16 protein-coding genes and 1 pseudogene are annotated in these 19,046 nt (G+C 41.3%); 5 read left to right on the forward strand and 12 right to left on the reverse strand.

The annotated features are described in order from the left end of the window. Positions 1-152: 152 nt before the first annotated feature. The 4 genes from JOD45_RS05470 to fabL all read right to left on the reverse strand — a co-directional run bounded on the left by JOD45_RS05470 (position 153) and on the right by fabL (position 4,663). Complete coding sequence (locus JOD45_RS05470; protein WP_205002864.1) at positions 153-1,376, reverse strand: acyl-CoA dehydrogenase family protein; 1,224 nt, start codon at positions 1,374-1,376, stop codon at positions 153-155. 205 nt (positions 1,377-1,581) lie between these two features. Then, entirely contained in the window at positions 1,582-3,219 is a 1,638-nt protein-coding gene (locus tag JOD45_RS05475) for a class I adenylate-forming enzyme family protein (protein ID WP_205002865.1), read from the reverse strand. 21 nt (positions 3,220-3,240) lie between these two features. Further along, positions 3,241-3,495, reverse strand: a complete 255-nt coding sequence (gene acpP, locus JOD45_RS05480) for an acyl carrier protein (protein ID WP_205002866.1) — start codon at positions 3,493-3,495, stop codon at positions 3,241-3,243. 397 nt (positions 3,496-3,892) lie between these two features. Further along, positions 3,893-4,663: an enoyl-[acyl-carrier-protein] reductase FabL gene (gene fabL / locus JOD45_RS05485; protein ID WP_205002867.1), complete on the reverse strand. Its 771-nt coding sequence runs from the start codon at positions 4,661-4,663 to the stop codon at positions 3,893-3,895. A 145-nt stretch (positions 4,664-4,808) separates the two neighbouring features. On the opposite strand from fabL, the gene JOD45_RS16740 reads away from it, so the two are divergent. After that, on the forward strand, positions 4,809-4,937 hold the full coding sequence (locus tag JOD45_RS16740; RefSeq protein WP_275583926.1) for a hypothetical protein: 129 nt from the start codon (positions 4,809-4,811) through the stop codon (positions 4,935-4,937). Between the two features lie 116 nt (positions 4,938-5,053). Next, positions 5,054-6,337, forward strand: coding sequence for a beta-ketoacyl-[acyl-carrier-protein] synthase family protein (locus tag JOD45_RS05490; protein WP_205002868.1), 1,284 nt, complete (start codon positions 5,054-5,056; stop codon positions 6,335-6,337). 209 nt (positions 6,338-6,546) lie between these two features. Here JOD45_RS05490 and JOD45_RS05495 read toward each other — a convergent pair whose 3' ends face one another. Further along, a complete protein-coding gene (locus JOD45_RS05495) occupies positions 6,547-7,791 on the reverse strand; it encodes a dicarboxylate/amino acid:cation symporter (RefSeq protein ID WP_205002869.1) in 1,245 nt (414 codons plus the stop codon). A gap of 657 nt (positions 7,792-8,448) precedes the next feature. Here JOD45_RS05495 and putP point away from each other — a divergent pair. Both putP and JOD45_RS05505 read left to right on the forward strand, forming a co-directional pair. Further along, positions 8,449-9,927 (forward strand): sodium/proline symporter PutP, encoded by a 1,479-nt coding sequence (gene putP, locus JOD45_RS05500; protein ID WP_205002870.1) that lies wholly within the window; start codon positions 8,449-8,451, stop codon positions 9,925-9,927. Between the two features lie 456 nt (positions 9,928-10,383). After that, complete coding sequence (locus JOD45_RS05505) at positions 10,384-10,926, forward strand: DUF1003 domain-containing protein (RefSeq protein ID WP_205002871.1); 543 nt, start codon at positions 10,384-10,386, stop codon at positions 10,924-10,926. A gap of 77 nt (positions 10,927-11,003) precedes the next feature. Here the strand turns inward: JOD45_RS05505 and clpP are convergent, their stop codons facing one another. The 7 genes and pseudogenes from clpP to tagD form a co-directional block, all read right to left on the reverse strand. Next, positions 11,004-11,588: an ATP-dependent Clp endopeptidase proteolytic subunit ClpP gene (gene clpP / locus JOD45_RS05510; RefSeq protein ID WP_205002872.1), complete on the reverse strand. Its 585-nt coding sequence runs from the start codon at positions 11,586-11,588 to the stop codon at positions 11,004-11,006. Between the two features lie 11 nt (positions 11,589-11,599). Beyond that, a complete protein-coding gene (locus JOD45_RS05515; protein ID WP_205002873.1) occupies positions 11,600-12,427 on the reverse strand; it encodes an RNA polymerase sigma factor in 828 nt (275 codons plus the stop codon). A gap of 452 nt (positions 12,428-12,879) precedes the next feature. Next, positions 12,880-13,683 carry a teichoic acids export ABC transporter ATP-binding subunit TagH gene (gene tagH / locus JOD45_RS05520; RefSeq protein ID WP_205002874.1) on the reverse strand — a complete coding sequence of 268 codons (804 nt, stop codon included), beginning with the start codon at positions 13,681-13,683 and terminating at the stop codon, positions 12,880-12,882. Between the two features lie 18 nt (positions 13,684-13,701). Then, complete coding sequence (locus JOD45_RS05525) at positions 13,702-14,511, reverse strand: ABC transporter permease (RefSeq protein WP_205002875.1); 810 nt, start codon at positions 14,509-14,511, stop codon at positions 13,702-13,704. Further along, positions 14,508-15,707: pseudogene (locus JOD45_RS05530) on the reverse strand (CDP-glycerol glycerophosphotransferase family protein); the annotation flags it as partial. The gene JOD45_RS05525 and the pseudogene JOD45_RS05530, both read right to left, overlap by 4 nt. Before the next feature lie 37 nt (positions 15,708-15,744). Further along, entirely contained in the window at positions 15,745-16,953 is a 1,209-nt protein-coding gene (locus JOD45_RS05535; RefSeq protein ID WP_205002876.1) for a CDP-glycerol glycerophosphotransferase family protein, read from the reverse strand. Then, complete coding sequence (tagD, locus tag JOD45_RS05540) at positions 16,946-17,344, reverse strand: glycerol-3-phosphate cytidylyltransferase (protein ID WP_205002877.1); 399 nt, start codon at positions 17,342-17,344, stop codon at positions 16,946-16,948. The genes JOD45_RS05535 and tagD overlap by 8 nt, the downstream gene beginning before the upstream one ends. A gap of 550 nt (positions 17,345-17,894) precedes the next feature. On the opposite strand from tagD, the gene JOD45_RS05545 reads away from it, so the two are divergent. After that, positions 17,895-19,046 carry a betaine/proline/choline family ABC transporter ATP-binding protein gene (locus JOD45_RS05545; RefSeq protein ID WP_205002878.1) on the forward strand — a complete coding sequence of 384 codons (1,152 nt, stop codon included), beginning with the start codon at positions 17,895-17,897 and terminating at the stop codon, positions 19,044-19,046.

Consider the following 19,046-nt stretch of genomic DNA (forward strand, 5'->3'; position numbering starts at 1 on the left):
ACATTCCATTAAGATGAATGCCGCGATCTATAGACTCAATGGAATGAGGAGAAACGTACATTGCGGAAATGCATATTTCAGCAGCGATGCAGGCAGACCCTTAACCCGTATAACAAAAATCCTGATCCGGCGAAAAATGTTCAGCTAACAGGCTACGAGTTCCTTTTTGCCCGTTCGCGGCGGCGGGCATTCGTAAGCATTCCCTCAGCAATCGTCATCTTCTGCATTTCCGCAGTTCCTTCTTCAAACCAAAGTGAACGTGCATCGCGATACAGACGCTCAATGGGACTGCCGACGCAATAGCCGATGCCTCCAAATAAAGATAAAGCCCCGTCAGTCACTTCGCCAACCATGCGAATAGCATTAGCTTTTGCAATAGATGCCTCGAGAGAAATATCTTGCCCATCATCAAATTTCTTAGCAGCGTCTAAGCAGAGCAGCCGCGCGCCCTGAACAGCAATTTGCATCTCTGCCAGACGCATCTGAACGGCTTGACGACTGGCAATCGCCTTTCCAAACGTTTTTCGTTTTCGAACATGATCTAAAGTCTTATCCAAAGCCTCCTGCGCTAAGCCAACCGCACTTTGCGCAATACAAGCGCGGCTCTGATCCAGGAAGCCGCGGACAGCTACACCAAAGCCGTCGCCGATTTCTCCAAGCACCTCATCTTCAGAAACCTCGCAATTATCAAATGAAACAACAGCGTGAGAGCACCCTTTATCGCCCATCATATGTGCCATAGGTTCGAGCTTCATGCCCTTCCGTCCATTCGGTATTAAAAATGCGGTTAATCCGCCTCTGCCTGAGCCGCCTTCCATTTTTGCAATAACAGCTATAACAGAAGCCTCTTCAGCAAATGTGATAAGGTGCTTCCGGCCGTTCAGAATAAATTTACCGTTCTCGTATTTGGCCATTGTCTTTAGGTCAATGCCTGTCCCGTTGTCGGGTTCAGTCAATGCAAATGCTACAAGTGCACCATCTTCAACCAACTTTGTAAGCCAATATTTTTGCTGTTCTTTTGAACCTTGCCCGACAGTGCGCCAAATACTGTTGTAAGCATGAAAAATCATCCGGATAGAGCCATGGCAATGCGACATTTCTTCAAGGATCGGAAAATATAGGGAAAGAGGCAGCCCTTCGCCGCCAACCCACTTAGGCTGCGTCAGTTTATGGAAACCAAGTGCCCTTATCCGTTCCCACAGCGCTTCAGGAATTTCCTCAGAGCGCTCTATTTGCTCAGCCCAATCATTCGCCTCTTCTTCCCGGAATTGCAAAACCCTGTTGCGTATTTTATTGGCGCGGCTGACAAGTTCCGAATCAATGGTTTGATGGTTTACTTGAATAGCATCCTGTTCAGAATCATTTAATATGCCCATTCCAATCCCCCATCCATGTTTTGTTCTCAAATGAAATTCCTTTTGCGACTCTATTTTTACTTTTTATGGGAAAACTTAACTTGCTCTTCTCTAGCGGCGAAATCGCGCTGACGCTGCGTGAATGAACAACTTTACAGCATTTACTTCACAGGTTCTCTTTCCGGAACAGAAGCCGAACCCCTTAATTCTTAAGAAGGCTCATCTTTTATGCCTCAAGCCGAAACCGTTCGCGCAATTCTCTATTTTTAATTTTCCCGGAATGTGTCATTGGCAATTCTCTTAGAAATTCCAATCGATCTGGGTATTGGAACTTCGCTAAGCCATGCTTGCCGAGGTAATCACGCAATGCTTGCAAAGTGAATCGCTCAGCGCCTTCTTTCAATACAATACATGCGACAGTTTGTTGTCCAAGCGTCTCATGCGGCGCTCCAACGACTGCAGCTCTCTCAACGGAATCAAGACCGGAAATGACATCTTCGACACTTTTGGGGTCAATTTTTGTGCCGCCGCGGTTAATCACATCATCTGCCCGAGCAATAAAACTGTATCGGCCGTTTTTATCTTGCCGAAGCAAATCGCCGGAATGGAACCATCCTTCATCATCCCATTGACGCTTGGCCGCTTTTTCATTTTTATAATAACCGGCACAGAAGTTCGGTCCGCGCGACCAGAGTTCGCCAATTTCACCTTGCTTTACATCATTGCCGTCTTCATCAACCAGACGAATTTCAATGTCTTTAAGTGCGAAGCCGACCGTATTGCTGACTGCCTCAATCGGGTCATCCGGACGGTTCGCCGTGGCTACAAAACCTTCTGACCAGCCAAACATGCCGCCGACCCTTATGCCGCCGTCCGTTTGCAGCCTTTGGAGGATAGTGCTTGGCACAGGTGCTCCTGCATATATAAATACTTTAACACTCGATGTATCAGAAGATTTTAAGTCTGGAGCATTCGCAATATGGATGACATGAGGCGGTGCGCCAATAATGAAACTTGGTTTCTCTTTTTCAACCCACTTTAATGCACGCTTAGCTGAAAATCGGTCTAGAAGGAGGATGCGTCCGCCGGCGGCAATGGTCATCATAACACCGGCAAGCATGCCCGTTTGATGGCTGATCGGCGCCAAGTCAAGGACACCGCATTTGGGGTCATAACCAAAATTTTCAACCAAGCTGCGGGCTGACCAAAGGTAATTTGCATGAAGATGTACGATACCCTTCGGCGACCCTGTTGTACCTGAAGTAAACACCATAACAAATGCATCTAACGGCTTTGGTTTGTTCTCATCAAGGACATCCTTGGGAAGGGCCTTGCCGCTGTTGCGCAGCGATGAAAACGTTGTTGCATCATTATGTATACCGGAAGTATCGCCTTGTAAGATGATGTGTTCTATGGAAGGAAGTTCTTTTTGGATATCCAGCGCTGTCTCAAATAGAGGCTGTCCACGGTAATGTCCCGCAATAATCCAAGCTTTTGCGTCTATTTGTTTCAGACTTTGGACAAGCGCTTCTCGGCCAAGGTCGACTTGTAAAAATACACCGACCGCACCAATACGCGCAGCACCAAAAATAGCGATCACGTAGTCAAGGGTGTTAGGCATTTGAAGACCAATCGTATCGCCTTTGCGTATGCCCATTTCATATAAACTGGCAGCAACTGACTCGATTTCTTGCCACATTTCTTTATAGCTTAGACGCCGATGCTCATCCTTGTGGATCACATCAGGATAGAGCTGTACATGGCGCTCCAAAACATCGACAAATGATTCATTTGTCCATAAACCTTTTTCAATGAATTGAAGGGCACGTTCTTCTGTCAGTGTTTTTCCCTCAAATTCGAACATGATGTTTCTCTCCTTTAAAGATTAATCTAAGCGGCCGATAATATAATTGATTGCACCTGAAACCGTTGAAAGCTGCCCAAAATCAGAGTCAGGAATCTCAATATCAAACTCGTCTTCAAACGCAATGGCAAGTTCGGTAAGATCAAGCGAATCCGCGCCAAGATCATCAACAAACAAGCTGCTTCCCTGTACTTTAGAAGGTTCAACTTGCAGCTGGCTGGAAACAACATCTCGTACTTTTTCCTCTATTTGTTCTTTTGTAAATGCTGTTGCCATATCATCATCTCCATTTCATTTAATTTATATAGCTAGAGTAGTTTTATAATTTTGACACCCCGGAAGGCTATCCCTTCTTTCTGCAATAAAAACCAATTGTTAAGCTCAAAAAACACCACATAGACGCATTAAGCGAAGATGGTGCCGTCATTATGAAGTTTTCCAGCTGGTCTTTCGATACTCAGCCGACGAGATGAAACAATTTCATTTCGCCGGCGCCTGCCAAATTTAATCATATCTATCTTGTTTCTAAGAAAAATGCAGCACCTCTTATCGGCTTTATTCTACTCCTGAGGAAAAACAAGTTCAAATAGTTTGATTGTTCGGTCAAATACCGGCGATATCTGCCCGTTCATAAGCCAACATCATAGAATCCTATGGTTTCCGGCATGAACGGCTACGGAACAAGCAGTGTCATGCCTCCATCTAAGCGAACCGTTTGCCCCCGCATCATCTCGGCTTCCTTCGAACATAAAAACAAAGCGACATTAGCAATATCATCTGGTGTCACCATACGATGATACGGCATCTTCTCCTTAACCGCTGCCAATGTCTTGTCCATCTCCGGAAAATGCCCCAATGCATCTGTTTCAACCGCTCCGGCTGAAATAGCATTAACATTGATTTTGCGCGGCGCCAATTCTATGGCAAAGTAACGGACCAGTGATTCCAATGCCGCTTTACTGGCTCCGACCGTTGTATAATATGGGAATACCCGGTCCGAACCAAACGATGAAAGCGCAAGCATCGCGCCTCCCTCTTCAGGCATTAATGACGCAGCTTGCTGAGCGCCTATCAGGAACGCGCGGGTATTGATGTTAACAGTCCAATCCCAGCCCTTGACGTCCACTTCCATGGCCGATCTATTCCGCCCGGAGGCAGCATTGTGGATAAAAACATCTAAACGCCCGAATTCTGCATGTATATCGTTAAACATTTTAATAATTTTTTCCTCTTGGGCCATATTCGCCCGTACAAGCAGCGCCTTGCGTCCATAACTCTCCACTTCTTTAACTGTTTCTCGAGCGGCGTCGCCGTTGCGAAAGTAATTAACAACAATATCAGCGCCTTCCTCGGCGAAACGCAAAGCAAGTTTGCGGCCGATACCGCGTGAACTGCCTGTGATACAAACAACCTTATCTTTATATCTTTTAACAGGGATTTCCATGTTAATTATTCCTCCTTAGCAGACATTTCATACACCTCTTAATCAATGTCCTGTCTAAAAGGTAAAGGTATAGAATATATTCTATCAAGACATAATATTCAAGCAAATCAATGTTGTCCTTGAAACGGTTATGATAATATAATGAATGTTACCATTATTTATACTCATTATTCAATTAGCAGACTTTTATCATCCCGTTTCTTTATGCCGCTTTGATTATGAAGCCGCTTCCGGAATGGTTTTCTTTACGCTTTCCAGAGGGAAACGGAAGTAGTGCCATGAATGATCTCGACGAAGAAGCGCCGCTTTCAGCAGTTCTAAAGCAAAGGTGATCCCCTGGCCTAACTATCTAGCGCTGACCACTAACATACATCTGTGAGGTGAATATAAATGAGCGACCGTACTCGCATCGTCGTCACCGGTCTGGGTGCCGTCACGCCATTTGGTTCCGGAGTGCCTCAATTTTGGGATGGCATTGTCTCTGGACATTCTGCTATCCGCGAAATGGAAAATGACCATTGGCAACAATGGGTACCCGCCGCAGCTCAAATTTCAGACTTTAACCCATCTGACTATCTGACAAGAAAACAAATTCAAAATACAGACCGATTTACACAGTTCGGCCTCGTTGCTGCAATGGAAGCCTTCCGCGATGCTGGATGGAAAGATGGCCATTCCCTGCATAAAGATTATAGTGAGGATCGGATTGGCATCTCAATCGGATGCGCCTTTGGCGGCGTTCAAACTTTGGAAGAAGGCTCAGCGAGAATTTCCTCTGGACGGTCAACCCGGGTAGGCGCGCGCCTTGTCCCGAAAATGATCCCGAATGCCGCTGGCGCAGCCATCGCAAAATATTTCCAATGCCATGGTCCTGTAATGACATACGCGACAGCTTGCGCCTCCTCCGCTAACGCCATTGGCGAGGCAAGTTATTGGTTAAGATTAGATGAAGCTGATATGGTATTAGCCGGCGGTGCTGAATGTCTGTTCAGCCCTGTCATTCTTGCCGGACTCCGCGATTCCGGCGCCATTGCAACTATCGGCCCTGAAGACATGAGCCAATGGTCTCGTCCTTTTGATAAACAACGCGCAGGCATGGTGATGGGAGAAGGAGCAGCAATGATCGTTCTTGAAAAGCTCGAACACGCTAAAGCGCGCGGTGCACGTATATACGCCGAGCTTATCGGATACGGTTCGTCTAATGATGCCTATCATGAAACAGCTCCAGATCCTAAGGGACGCGGAGCCGCATTAGCAATGCGAAGAGCAATTAAAAGCGCCGGGATAGAAGCGAAGGATATTGATTATATCAACGCTCATGCAACAGCTACACCAACAGGAGACATCGCGGAATCTATTGCACTTAGAGAGATATTTGGCAGTCATCTAGACAATATCCCGGTCAGTTCTATTAAAGGTTCGATCGGCCACATGCTTGGAACAGCAGGCGCTATTGAGAGCATTGCCTGTATTAAGGCAATGAACACAAGCACTTTGCCTCCTACTTTAAATTGCGATGATAAGGAAGAATTTGCCCCTCGAGATGTCGTGCCTAACCATAGCCGTACCTCCCGTATCTCTCGGGCTTTAAGCAATTCATTTGGATTTGGCGGACAAAATGGTGTTTTGATTTGGAAAAATGCAGAATCGATTGATAAAAACAACCTTCTGTAAGAGGCTTTGAACAACCTCTTACTTTTTTATGCTTTCAAAGATCTTTTTTTGCTAATAAGCCCTCATCTATATTCACAGCCATATATGATTAACCGCTGCTGCATTAATGGCTGCACTATTAACCTTCCCAGTCATGATTTCCATATTTAAACCTTGGAATAGATAATGTCAAAAACACCGTTCGAAATGGAAACGGTGTTTTGAAGATATTACATTGAATATTGATCTTTAGGCAAAGGCGTTTCCTCAGACTTCCTAAATGCCCTTTCCCATTTAGATACAACAATACAAGCAAGAGCGTGCCCGGGTACATTAACGCCGGTGCGAGCCATATCCATAACCCGGTCAACACCTGCGATAATTGCCACTCCTTCAGCCGGCAGCCCTACGGCTTGAGCCGTTGCCAATAAAACGACCAGCGAGCCTGATGGCACTGCTGCTATCCCTTTGCTTGTCAAAATAAGAACAAGCATTGTTAACAGCTGCTGCGACAATGACATGTGTACGCCAAACGCTTGCGCCAAAAAAACACTGGCTACTGATAAATATAATGTAGACCCGTCACAGTTTAGAGAAAGCCCAGATGGAACAACGAATGAAACGACCCTTTTTGGACATCCGTAATTCTCCATCCGTTCCATCAGCTGAGGCAGAACAGTTTCTGTGCTTGTTGTTGAAAAAGCGATCAAAAACAGATCCCAAATCATTTTCAACACTTCAAAATATTTAATTTTAAGGAAAGACGCTATAATCGGGAAAAGAACAAAAACGATAACAACAAGGCCTAAGTAAACGCTTCCAATTAATTTCAGCATAGGGATTAACAGCTGAATGCCGTATTGTCCGACAGAGGCAGCCATTAAGGCGAAAACCCCGATTGGTGCCACAGTCATGACCATTTGTGTTAATTTAAACATAATATTTGCGACGGACTCGCAAAAACGTAAAGCGGGCTCAGATATTTTTCCAATGCTTCCAGCAGCAACGCCAAACAGAATAGCAAAAAATATAACAGCCAAAAGGTCATTTTTAGCCATAACATCAATAATATTTTCAGGGATGATGTTCAGAAGCATTTGTTTAAAGTCAACCACTTGTTCTGTATACCTTGATAAACCGGAGATATCGCCTTTGGCAATATGTGAAAAGTTAATGCCGTGTCCCGGTTTCAATAAATTAACAATTAATAACCCAACACCTAGGACTAACGTCGTAATAAATTCAAACCATATAATAGTCTTTAAACCTATGCTCCCCATTCTTTTTATATCGCCGCTGCCGGCAGCCCCAAGAACAATGGTTGTGAAAACAATCGGAACAACAATCATTTTAATTAAACGTATAAATCCATCGCCAATAGGCTTTAGCGCCATCCCAAAGTTTGGGAAGAAGTGCCCGATCATTGCCCCAATAATTAACGCTATTAGGATTTGGTAGGCTATTGTTTTTTTCATAGATACCCTCCTTTAAGATGTATATTTTATTTATCATAATCACATCTAAAGGAATATATTCGAGTTATATCATGCCATTTCCTTTCCAAATGAGGCCATCTGGCTGCCCAAACAGTTTTTTTAAATTATCTATTCATGCTCAAATCTATTAATCCCATTGTCTATAACACTTTAAATTGATATCAGTAGCAAAGTGTCGACAGCTCATTAATATTGTTTGATTTTGTATTTAATGTAAAAAAAATCATATCCCAAACCGTTTTTTAACCTTTATAACGTATCATGTAACCCCATATTCAGCCCTCTAGTATCATCTCATCAATATATTTATAAATGGTTCCGCTTTCAAATGCTATTTGAACTTATTCCATATGACTTTGTCAAATACCCTTGATATTCATTATTAACGTGTTATTATAAGACCATTGTTCAAAAAAATACGAACAAAACTGAAGAAAATGCGAACAAAGCTAAAAATGATAAGGAGGCATTCGAATCGAAAGCAATCAAGTCGATTTTTATAGAACCGCTTCTCTGGCGGAAAAATTTTCCCTAAGTTAGACTCCCCATATTAAACATCAGAGTCTCAGACTATATTTTAAGTTAAATATTTCCATTGTGGATACAACGATTAAATTAGATAAAAGGAGTCAAATTATGCATTTTGGCGTTTTTGTTTCACTTGGCATTTATATGATCGCTATGCTTCTCATTGGTTTCTGGTCATATAAGCGAACCTCTAACTTATCAGACTATATGTTAGGCGGACGAGGACTCGGGCCTGCCGTCACTGCTCTATCGGCTGGAGCCTCAGATATGAGCGGATGGATGGTCATGGGGCTTCCAGGAGCGATGTATGCAACAGGCATATCCAGTTTGTGGCTGGCCATTGGATTAACATTGGGTGCCTATATTAATTATCTTGTCCTCGCTCCCCGTCTTAGAACCTATACTGAAATCGCAAATGATTCAATAACCATCCCGGATTATATGGAGAATAGATTTGGAGACAAGAAGAATATCCTCCGCCTTTTTTCAGGACTCGTCATTCTTGTTTTCTTTATTTTTTATACGTCATCTGGTATGGTTTCCGGCGGAACACTGTTCGAAAGTGCCTTTCATCTCGACTATCGCACCGGCCTCATTATTACAGCCGCTGTTGTCGTATGTTACACACTTTTCGGCGGTTTCCTAGCGGTTAGTTTAACAGACTTTGTCCAAGGGGTCATTATGTTTGTTGCCCTTGTGTTAGTTCCAATCGTTGCCCTTACAAAAGTCGGGAGCGCGCATACCGTCATTCATGATGTTCGCAGCGTTGATCCATCACTTTTAAATATTTTCAAAGGCACATCAACACTTGGTATTATCTCATTAATTGCATGGGGGTTAGGCTATTTTGGACAACCTCACATTATCGTCAGGTTTATGGCTATCAAATCTGTCAAAGAATTAAAGTCAGCGCGCCGGATCGGCATGAGCTGGATGACTTTAACGATTTTTGGTGCAGCAGCCACAGGTCTAGTCGGTATTTCTTATTTTCTCGAACACGGTGGCAAGTTGGATAACCCCGAAACTGTCTTTATTCAATTTGCCAACGTGCTCTTCAATCCGTATATCACTGGCTTTTTATTGGCAGCCATGCTTGCGGCTATTATGAGCACCGTTTCATCTCAATTATTAGTTACATCAAGTGCGGTAACCGAAGATTTTTACAAAACCTTTTTACGCCGTAAAGCCTCAGATAAGGAACTTGTTTTCGTCGGCAGACTTGCTGTTCTTGTTGTGGCTTTGATAGCCTTTTGGCTCTCCTATAAACCAAATGATACCATTCTCGGTCTTGTCGGACATGCCTGGGCGGGATTCGGTTCTGCCTTTGGGCCAGCGATTCTATTAAGTTTATATTGGAAACGCATGACGAAGTGGGGAGCACTTGCCGGAATGATCACGGGCGGCATTACAGTCATCGTCTGGATACAAACAGGCCTGTCACATAAGCTGTATGAAATGATTCCAGGATTTTTCCTGAGTATGATTGCTGTGTTCATTGTCAGCCTGTTAACAAAAGAACCGTCTGAATCAGTGAAAAAAGGATTCAAAGAAATGGAAAATCAACTGTCAAAGCAAAAGGCATCATAAAAGATAAAAAGGCGCATGCCCGTAAAGGTTACCTTTATGGCATGCGCCTCCTCTTATGTCTTTATTGATGCCATTTCCGGCAAATGAAATTTTAGCGCGTTCTTTTTTCCTCCACCCCTATATAAAAGTTAAAAAAGAAGCTGGATAACATGGAAAATAAATATTCGATCCCCTTAGAAATAGGGAGTCTTGCCGAAGAAGTATATTTGGATGAAGTGCTCTTCAAATAATTGTATAGTCGCGTTAAAATAAAATAGCATATAATTAGAAAGATTAAAAAAGTGAGGTGGAACTGTTTTATGGGTAATCCTAGTATAGGCGAGTCGGACATAGCTCCGACGTTAGAGGAAGTCATGCAGCTGAATATCCGAAGCGGGTTACTGCATAAAAGCAGTTGCCGCTTTACTTGAATTTGGAAATGATGACTTCCTCCTATAAGAGAGGAGGTTTTGTACAATGGTACAAAAAATTTGGAAGCCATTCAAAGGCCAAAAAAAAGAATCTGTAAAAATCCAAGGTTTTGATATTAATTTAAACCAAGAAAGCTTAAAGCGTATTGATCGGCTTGTAGATCGCTATGAATCAGAAATTCTTCATCAACTTGACAGTGAATATACCCAAAAGACAAAATGGTCAGACCGGCTGGCAGATAAAATCGCACAGTTTGGAGGAAGCTGGCGCTTCATTATTTGGTTTGCAGTGTTCCTAAGTATCTGGATTATTTGGAATAGCTTAATGTTTACAAAAGCAGCCCACTTTGATCCACCGCCATTTATTTTGTTAAACCTATGTTTGTCCTTCATCGCCGCATTTCAAGCGCCTGTTATTATGATGAGCCAAAATCGCCAAGCTGCGCGCGACAAACATGAATCCATTATCGACTTTGCGATTAATTATAAAGCTGAGCAAGAGATTGACGATATGCAAAGGCGCCTTCATCATATAGAAAATGAGTTGACAGAGATCAAGGAGCTTTTGAAACAGTCGAAAAGCGAATAACTATAATCCAAGTAGCGAAAATCATTTTTTAGGGGAGCTGAACATTCGCCCCCCTTCTATATAAATCTAAACAACTGTCAGATCCTTTCAATTATCTTGTCGACTAACCCGTATGCCATTGCTTCTTCAGCTGTCATAAAGAAGTCGCGGTCCGTATCTTTTTCTACCTTTTCTATCGGCTGGCCAGTTGTTTCCGAAATAATACTGTTGATTTTCTTTCTCATCCCTAAAATACGCCGGGCACTGATTTCAATATCGGTCGCTTGCCCTTTTGCCCCTCCCAGAGGTTGATGGATCATGACTTCGCTATTCGGAAGGGCAAGCCGTTTACCTTTTGTACCTGCTGTTAATAACACTGCCGCTGCTGATGCTGCCATTCCTGTACAAATGGTCTGAACATCCGGTTTGATATATTTCATCGTATCGTAAATCGCAAAACAAGATGTGATTGAGCCGCCCGGGCTGTTAATGTAAATTGAAATATCCTTATCCGGATCTTCAGCAGCAAGGAATAAAAGCTGGGCAACAATACTGTTAGCCATATTATCTTCGATTTCGGTACCGACGAAAATGACTCTGTCTTTCAATAAGCGGGAATAAATATCGTAAGACCGTTCACCGCGATTTGATTGTTCGATAACATAAGGAATAAAATTTGACATATAACCACTCCCTAAGCGGCGAGTAATAACGCCGATTTTTGTAAATGAGACCTATATGCTTCAATCCATGAAAGCAAAACATTGATTTCCGCTTGGTAAAACGGCATAACAAGTGTTTTTCCGTTATTCAGTATTATTGGAACAAGATAATAGACCGAACGGCCGCTGCCGACACCCTTAATCAGGCGACTGCTAAATTGAGAATGTGATGCCATGCTGTTAACGATACCCGCTTCTTGCTTATACAATGCAGCAAACCGCTCAGGGGAGCCGCTGTAAAACGTTTGAACATAAGTTCTGACATCTTCTTCATTAGAAGCTGAATAGATATCCTTTTTCTTATCAATCAATTGAAGTTTCTTATGAGCACGATGGAGAACAGCTCTGACTGCGCCTTCTTTACTGCCGATCATCTCGGCGACTTCTTTATGAGTAAAGTTAAACCCTTCAATCAGCAATAAGACAGCACGCTGCTTTGGCGTCAGCTTCTTTAATAAAATGCCCATCGCTTCTTCCACTGCCGCTTTATCTTCTGATTCGTTTAATGATATGTTGGTTAACTCTGCGGAATCATCTATATCAGGCTGGCGCTTTCGATGCCGATCAATCCATGCATTTGAGGCAGCCTTGAACAAATAAGCCTTCGAAATATTTCGATTATGACTTTTCCATTTACTGAACGCTTTTATTAATGTGTCCTGAAACAAATCTTCCCCGTCCCATGACGACTTTGCCAGAGAAAGACAATAACTTTTTAATTGGTGAAAATACGGCTTGATCGCTTTTTCAAAATCCGCATCATCAATAATTGATGACGTATCACTAACCGATGCCTGCATGATGCCCCTCCTTTTTTACTCGGTTATCTATAAAAACGAAAAAGTGAGCGGAAACGTTACGTTTTTTATAAAAAATTTTTTCTTTGACAGCATTTCCTTTCTGTAATTTTTCATTCTGTTTCTTATCTTAAAATAAAGTGACATTCTTAAATTCTTATACTCATTATATATTTATTTCCTTTAAAGAAAAGTAAGCGCAGATTTAGGCTCCCAAACAGAATCTTTTCTTACAAACTTCCCGAATACGTTAAGCAGAAAGCGAATGGAAGGTTGACAACTTGCAGAGGCCTGCACAAGATCGCTGTCAAAAATGATTGAAGCGCAATATGACATGTCATACCCCAACAAATATTGTAGAGCCAATATTATAGAGCCCATATTATAGATCCCAAATAAAAAACCCCTTCCAGCGCATCAAAAGCACGGGAAGGGGAGAACCTTTTTGGGCCGCTTTAAGATTTTACAAGCTCATTACCTTGGCTTTGCAGCATTTTTTCTCGATATGCTTTTTGTTCTTTTTTGGACATTGCTTTGAAGTCCTTCAAGAATTTTTCATATTTCGGCATGACTTCTTTCATCGTTCCGTAGTCCTTTACCCGGCCGTATTCCAGCCATAAGGCTTTTTCGCAGAATTTCTTCATTTGCCCGATGGAATGACTGATAAAGAAGATTGTTTTACCTCTTTTTTTAAAATCATTCATTTTGTCATAACATTTATCAGCAAATGTTTGGTCGCCGACAGACAGCGCTTCGTCAATAACAAGAATATCGGGATCAACTGTCACTGAAATTCCAAATCCCAGGCGAGACTTCATACCGCTCGAATATTTTTTTACAGGCTGGTCGATGAACTTGCCAATATCCGCAAATTCAATGATTTCCGGCTCAAGCTTGCGGATTTGCTTTTTATTGAAGCCCAGCATCAAACATTTAAGTTCAATGTTTTCTCTGCCTGTCAGCTGGTTATTGAGTCCGGATTGAACCGCAATCAGCGAGGTTTCACCCTTTGTTTTCACAGTGCCTGATGTCGGCGGAACAATCCCGGCAATAATATTGGACAGCGTTGACTTTCCTGAGCCGTTAATTCCGACAATGCCAACGACATCCCCTTCTTCTGCCTCAAAGCTGACATTTCTCAAAGCATAGAAATCTTCGCCGTAACCGGTTGGCAAGATAATGTCCAACAATCTCTCAGATGTCTTTGTATGCAGTTTATAACGCTTGGTCACATTTTTGACGATTACTGATTTCCCCATGATTCATCACATCCATCATTACTTATAATCAATAAAATGGCCTCTAAACTTTACATGCATCATGGAACCTAATAATAGCATCACAAATACTACGATCCAAAAATAAATAGTGTATTGATAATGTTCAACAAAGTACCATGAAGGTTTGCCTAACAGCGCGGAACGGTAGCCTTCTACAATATAATATAACGGATTAATCCTCATTATAGTTTGGATAAAATGAGGCAGTCTATTAGGCGCCCAAAGAATTGGTGTTAAATAAAGCAGCATCCGCATAATCGCTTGAATAAACATCTGCACATCACGTACAATCGTTGTCAATGTGGATGTAATCAGCGATAAGGAAATAAGAAAAGCTATTGACGCAAACATATAATAAGGCAATTGAACAATTTCTAAAGTGACTGGAAATCCGCTGAATTGCAATATAATGAATACAATGATGAGCAGCATTAAATGTTGGTAAAACTTTGCCAAAATCACATAACTCGGTATCGCACTCATTGGAAAACTCATCTTTGACATCATATTTATGCGTGTATAAATGGATTTAGCCGACTGAGTGATAGCCGGATTGACGAAAAACCAAACAACAATCCCCGCCAGCATCCATTGAAAAAAAGGAATGCCGTCAACGGCGCTGTTTCGGCGAATGCCGAAGCCAAAGACAAACCAATATACAGCAATTTGAATCATCGGGTTTATGATTTCCCAAAGGATGCCGAGGTAATTGTTTTTATTCGCGCTTTTTACTTCATAGGCCGCTAGCCGCTGAATTAAATAAAAGCTATTTATTTGTTCCTTTATTACGGTTATCATTGATTTCATGTTGGGATCCTTCCTAAAAAGACTCTCTCAACTACTCTCCGGGACGCTTCACCATCCTCCAAATAACAGAAACGGTGATGAAAATGCTTAAAATTGTCCGGACATTTAAAGTTGTTTTTTTCGATATCAAAAATAACGTCGATGACCTCATCCGTTGTTTTGACAAGCGGACCTGGCGCCTCTTTCTCAAAATCAAAATAAAATCCTCTTAATTTATCGCGATAATGTTCAATGTCATAAACAAAAAAGATCATTGGACGATACAAATTCGCATAATCAAAAAAAACAGATGAGTAATCCGTTATTAATAAATCAGAAATGAGATAAAGCTCTCGGATATCCTCATGATGAGAAAAATCATAAGCAAAACCTTGAAACGGAGATAAATCGAAGTTTTCCGAGACAAGATAGTGCATTCTGAGAACAATAATATAATCATGGCCTAATTGCTTTTGCATTTTATGAAGATCTAAATCCAGATCAAATTTATAGCGGCCTTTGGCGTAAAATTGATCATCCCGCCAAGTAGGCGCATATAATAACACCTTTTTATCAAGGGGCAGGCCGCATTTTTCCTTAATCTTCTTTATCGTTTGCTCATTATTTTCCTTGTAAAGAAAATCATTTCTTGGGTATCCCGATTCAATGATTTCTTTATCAAATTGAAACGCTCTCCGAAAGATCTTCGTCGAATAAGCATTCGGAGATATTAAATAATCCCATTTCCTCGTTGCTATCTTAAAATTTTCCTTATATACTTCGGTTGTCACTTCGGGCATATGCACTTCATCAATATCCTCCGCTAATTTCTTCAGCGGCGTGCCATGCCACGTCTGTAAATAAGTAGTATGTTTAGGCTTAGGCATCCATAAGGGAAGCCTGCTGTTAATCACCCAGTATTGTGCACGGGGCATAAGGGAAAACCATCGAAATGAAAACCTTTTTATAATAGGTACATGACTCTCTTCAAAAGTTTTGGCGTACCTTTTATCAACGCTCCAATACATTTTATACTCCGGATGATTGCTGGACAAGTATTCATAGATCGCTCTCGGATTGCAGCTGTATTGTTTGCCGTGAAAACTTTCAAATATAACCACATTCTTTTTCACAGGCAGACACCCAATTAACTTAAAAATACCTTTATAAATACTTTTCGCTTTCGGGTGTCTTTTTATTTTCGTAAGCAGGCGCTTCATATTAATCATTCCTTTATCACCCGAAGGAGGTCTATTACAAAGTACCTCTTTCTCTTTTTTGAAGCCCCATTGATGATTCCTTTTCAAATAAATATTTAACAAGGTTTTTACTGGAATGTCCATTAGAATAGACGTTCCATTTTTTAGAAAATAATGCGACCTCATTTAAATCAAACTGATGATCTTTTATTTGGCTAACTAATTGATCTGTCGTATATACAACGGGACCTGGAACAGACTGCTCGTAATCTTCCCAAAACCCTCTTTGGCTTCGGTATTCCTTAAGATCATACGGAAAGAAAATCATCGGTTTATTCAATAAAGCAAATTCATAAGGAATAGACGAATAATCAGAAATAAGAATATCCGTGACAAACAGAAGATCATTGACATTTGGATAGCCTGAATAATCATAAACAAAACCGGGATATTTTTCTTGAAAATTGACTGCCCGGTCTTTAACCGCCGGATGAAAACGAAGCAAAAGCACGTATTCATCATGCAATTCTCTGTACATTTTATCCAAATCTAACTTTAAATCAAAGCGGTCAAGTTCATGGTCGCGAAATGTTGGGGCATATAAAATAACCTTTTTGCTTTTTAAAGCTTGATTTTCGCTGTATAAATCAGAAGTGACTCGCCGCTTGTAATCTTGGTCAAAAAAAAGGTCAGTCCTTGGAACTCCCGTCCTTAAAATCCGATCAGGCGGGAGATCGAAAGCCTCTATAAATATATTGGCCATCGCTTCGGAACCGACAACAACTCTATTAAATTTTTGATAAACGTTGGAAAACCTTTTTTTCGCCGCAGCGCTTCGATGCAAAATATTTTTATCTTTTAAACCGAATGTTTTTAAAGCGCCGGCTGCATGCCATAATTGAACGCACTCAACGCCTTCTTTAAATTTAACGGCAGATAAAAAGCCGTAATAATTGTCAACAAATATATACTGTGATGTGGCTATATGATAAGCAGATTTTATCATATCAATGATATGATATGTTTCAAACGCTATCGTTTTTGCACCATTGATATTTTTAAATTCTTGAATGCAAGAAGGCTTGCATAGGAAGACAATTTCACAATCTATTTTTTGGCTCTTTATTTCTTCATAGACAGATAGACTGTTTTGCCCAAAAGTGGAAATAAACGTAACTTTTCTTTTAAGCGGGAGCCAATTAAAAGCATTGAATAATATCTTAAAAACAAACAAGTAAATGAATATAATAAATTCCCTAACCATTTCTTGACTGAAGCAAGTCCTGTTTAATTTTTGTTGTTGAAATACCGGCCGTCCGAGGCAGATAAACCACATCACAATACTCTTTAAGAAAGTCAAAATGTCCTTCCCAATCGTCGCCCATGACAAAAATATCAATCTCATGTTCTATCACATCCTGAACCTTTTGTTCCCAATTTTGCTCAGGAATAACCTCATCAACGTAGCGAATGGCTTCAAGGATCATTTTTCTATCTTCATAGCTGTGATAAGCCTTCTTTTCTTTTACAGCATTAAACTCATCAGTTGAAAGCCCTACTATTAAGTAGTCGCCCAGTTCTTTAGCTCTTCTTAGCAAGTTAATATGCCCGCTGTGGAGCAAGTCATACGTTCCGTAAGTGATGACTTTCTTCATTATTATCTGCTCCTTTTTTTCATTGTCCTTCATACCTGTTACGGCAATCGGCATATCAAACAGAAGATGCAACTATTGCATTGTTTCTTATTTTTCAGAGTGAGCTGCGATTATAGCGGTACGGTTTCTACTCATTTCTACATCAATTCATACATATAACCCATTATACTCAAAATGCATCAGATTTCAAATAGTTATCCACAGGCCTGATTTTACTCTCGGCTTGAATGCCTTTCTTAATATGTAATATGACCTATAGAAGATTTAATAATGCTTGGTAATCATCTGAATTAAAGGAAATTATAAACATAATCTATAACGCTTTCTCCGGAAATAGTCATCTGTGATATTCAGCCATTTCATGCGTTAGAGCAGGAAATATCGCAAAAATAACAAAGATACGTTTAAAAAACTAAAAAAACAGGTATTAATCCATTGTTACCTGCAACATGTCCTATTTGAAAAACTCAGAAAGTCCCGTTAAGCTTTTTTTAGGCAGACTTTTTAACTAAAATGAAATATTTCCAAAACTCGTGGAGGTGTCACCTATTTGCTGAAATTTGACAATGTAACAAAGATATATGAAGGAGGAAAAAAAGCGGTTGATAAAATGAACCTAGAGGTTGAAAAAGGAGAATTTATTGTTTTTATCGGGCCGAGCGGCTGCGGTAAAACAACAACAATGAAAATGATCAACCGCTTAATCGAACCATCGGAAGGTACGATTTACATCAACGGTGAAGATATCATGAAAAAAGATCCGGTGAAGCTAAGGCGTTCTATTGGATATGTTATTCAACAAATCGGGCTGTTTCCTCATATGACAATCCGCGATAATATTGCGCTTGTCCCTAAATTGCTAAAATGGCCTGAATCTGAAAGGCGCGCCCGCGCGGAGGAATTATTAAAGCTGGTCCACTTACCGCCGGAATATTTAGATCGGTATCCTCATGAATTAAGCGGCGGCCAACAACAACGTATCGGTGTACTGCGTGCCCTGGCAGCCGACCCGCCTCTCATCTTAATGGACGAACCCTTCGGAGCCTTAGACCCTATTACGAGGGATTCCTTGCAGGAAGAATTTAAAAATTTACAGCAATCACTCGGCAAGACAATTGTCTTTGTCACGCATGATATGGATGAAGCAATCCAGCTGGCCGACCGCATTGTGATTATGCGCGACGGCAAATTAGTGCAAGTCGGCACCCCGGATGAAATACTTCGGAACCCGGCAAATGATTTCGTAGAAGAATTTATCGGCAAAGAGCGTTTAGTGCAAGCCCGCCCAAATATTCAGACTGTCGAACAAATCATGAACCCTGCTCCAGTGACCATTTCTGTTGATAAGTCATTGTCGCAAGCTATTGAATTAATGAAACAGCGCCGAGTGGATACATTGCTCGTTGTCGATGACCAGCAAATCTTACAAGGCTATGTCGATGTTGAAATGATCGACCAGAAACGCAAAAAGTCTTATCAAGTCGGCGAAGTCATGGAAACAGAAATGTATACAGTAAAGAAAGATACACTGCTGCGCCATACTGTTCGCCGGATATTAAAAAGAGGCATGAAGTACGTCCCTGTTGTCGATAACGATCATCGTTTAGCCGGCATTGTCACCCGCGCAAACCTTGTTGACGTCGTCTATGATTCAATCTGGGGCGAAGAAAATCCCGAAATGACTGGACAACAGGAGGGATGA

It is taken from the genome of Scopulibacillus daqui, from assembly GCF_016908855.1.
Taxonomy (GTDB): Bacteria; Bacillota; Bacilli; order Bacillales; family Sporolactobacillaceae; genus Scopulibacillus_A; species Scopulibacillus_A daqui.

What these genes read in the sequence shown, in the direction of transcription:
- JOD45_RS05470 (WP_205002864.1), bottom strand. Translation starts at nt 1,376, where the DNA reads ATGGGCATATTAAATGATTCTGAACAGGATGCTATTCAAGTAAACCAT.
- JOD45_RS05475 (WP_205002865.1), bottom strand. Translation starts at nt 3,219, where the DNA reads ATGTTCGAATTTGAGGGAAAAACACTGACAGAAGAACGTGCCCTTCAA.
- acpP (WP_205002866.1), bottom strand. Translation starts at nt 3,495, where the DNA reads ATGGCAACAGCATTTACAAAAGAACAAATAGAGGAAAAAGTACGAGAT.
- fabL (WP_205002867.1), bottom strand. Translation starts at nt 4,663, where the DNA reads ATGGAAATCCCTGTTAAAAGATATAAAGATAAGGTTGTTTGTATCACA.
- JOD45_RS16740 (WP_275583926.1), top strand. Translation starts at nt 4,809, where the DNA reads ATGTTACCATTATTTATACTCATTATTCAATTAGCAGACTTTTATCAT.
- JOD45_RS05490 (WP_205002868.1), top strand. Translation starts at nt 5,054, where the DNA reads ATGAGCGACCGTACTCGCATCGTCGTCACCGGTCTGGGTGCCGTCACG.
- JOD45_RS05495 (WP_205002869.1), bottom strand. Translation starts at nt 7,791, where the DNA reads ATGAAAAAAACAATAGCCTACCAAATCCTAATAGCGTTAATTATTGGG.
- putP (WP_205002870.1), top strand. Translation starts at nt 8,449, where the DNA reads ATGCATTTTGGCGTTTTTGTTTCACTTGGCATTTATATGATCGCTATG.
- JOD45_RS05505 (WP_205002871.1), top strand. Translation starts at nt 10,384, where the DNA reads ATGGTACAAAAAATTTGGAAGCCATTCAAAGGCCAAAAAAAAGAATCT.
- clpP (WP_205002872.1), bottom strand. Translation starts at nt 11,588, where the DNA reads ATGTCAAATTTTATTCCTTATGTTATCGAACAATCAAATCGCGGTGAA.
- JOD45_RS05515 (WP_205002873.1), bottom strand. Translation starts at nt 12,427, where the DNA reads ATGCAGGCATCGGTTAGTGATACGTCATCAATTATTGATGATGCGGAT.
- tagH (WP_205002874.1), bottom strand. Translation starts at nt 13,683, where the DNA reads ATGGGGAAATCAGTAATCGTCAAAAATGTGACCAAGCGTTATAAACTG.
- JOD45_RS05525 (WP_205002875.1), bottom strand. Translation starts at nt 14,511, where the DNA reads ATGAAATCAATGATAACCGTAATAAAGGAACAAATAAATAGCTTTTAT.
- JOD45_RS05535 (WP_205002876.1), bottom strand. Translation starts at nt 16,953, where the DNA reads ATGGTTAGGGAATTTATTATATTCATTTACTTGTTTGTTTTTAAGATA.
- tagD (WP_205002877.1), bottom strand. Translation starts at nt 17,344, where the DNA reads ATGAAGAAAGTCATCACTTACGGAACGTATGACTTGCTCCACAGCGGG.